This window comes from Micromonospora sp. NPDC005171, assembly GCF_040608575.1.
In the GTDB taxonomy this organism is placed as follows: Bacteria; Actinomycetota; Actinomycetes; order Mycobacteriales; family Micromonosporaceae; genus Micromonospora.
In genome coordinates, this window is sequence record NZ_JBEXIM010000085.1 from 1 (window position 1) to 1,263 (window position 1,263).

Annotated in this window: 1 protein-coding gene and 1 rRNA gene; one reads left to right on the forward strand and one right to left on the reverse strand. The window is 72.9% G+C overall.

Annotated elements, in window-relative coordinates; genetic code table 11:
• Window positions 1-1,088: hypothetical protein (locus ABZU74_RS34015; protein WP_355432886.1), on the forward strand; the 1,088-nt coding region annotated here is incomplete at its 5' end.
• Window positions 1,089-1,178: 90 nt separating this feature from the next.
• Here the strand turns inward: ABZU74_RS34015 and rrf are convergent.
• Window positions 1,179-1,263, reverse strand: a 5S ribosomal RNA gene (gene rrf / locus ABZU74_RS34020); the annotation flags it as partial.

Consider the following 1,263-nt stretch of genomic DNA (forward strand, 5'->3'; position numbering starts at 1 on the left):
CCCTGGTAACCGCCCTCACGACGGTCACCCCCACGGAAACCACCCTCGCGGTCACCGCCACGGAAACCACCCTCACGGGGAGCGCCCGAACGCGAGCCGTCCCGGTCGCCACCACGGAAACCACCCTCGCGGCGGTCACCACCGCGGAAACCACCCTCACGCGGGGCGCTGGAACGCGAGCCGTCCCGGTCGCCGCCACGGAAGCCGCCCTCACGGTCGCCACCGCGGAAACCACCCTCGCGGCGGTCGCCACCACGGAAACCACCGTCGCGATCTCCACCGCGGAAGCCGCCCTCACGCGGGGCGCTGGAACGCGAACCGTCCCGGTCGCCACCGCGGAAACCACCCTCGCGGCGGTCGCCACCACGGAAACCACCGTCGCGGTCGCCACCGCGGAAGCCACCCTCGCGCGGCGGGCCGGAGCGGGTGCGGTCGCCGCCCTGGTAACCGCCCTCACGACGGTCACCCCCACGGAAACCACCCTCGCGGGGAGCGCTGGAACGCGAACCGTCCCGGTCGCCACCACGGAAACCACCCTCACGGGGAGCACCCGAACGCGAACCGTCCCGGTCGCCACCACGGAAGCCACCTTCACGGCGGTCGCCACCACGGAAACCACCGTCGCGGTCGCCGCCCCGGAAACCACCCTCGCGGGGAGAGCTGGAACGCGAGCTGTCCCGGTCGCCACCCCGGAAGCCGCCCTCACGGGGAGCGCCGGACCGGAAACCACCCTCACGGGGAGCACCCGAGCGCGAGCTGTCCCGGTCGCCGCCGCGGTAGCCGCCCTCACGCGGGGCGCTGGAACGGGACCCATCACGGTCGCCGCCCCGGAAACCACCTTCACGGCGGTCGCCGCCCCGGTAGCCGCCCTCACGGGGGGCGCTGGAGCGCGAGCTGTCCCGGTCACCACCACGGGAGCCAGAATCGCGGCCGCCGGCGTATCCGCCTCGGGCGCCGCCGCCGTTGTCGCGGTCTCCCCGGTACGGGGGCCGGTCTCGGTCATCGCGGCGCGGGCCGCGGTCGCGTCCGCCCGCACCGTCAGTACGGTCTTCGTAACGACGGGGACGGTCTCCGCCCTGCGGTCCTGAACTCACAGGTACATCCTTCCTGATTGCGCCACCAATGGCGCTACGCAGTCGAGGGCCGACCCGGATGGGGCGGCCCTCGACTGGAAGATTGTCCGGCGGTGTCCTACTCTCCCACACCCTCACGAGTGCAGTACCATCGGCGCTGGAGGGCTTAGCTTCCGGGTTCGGAATGTAA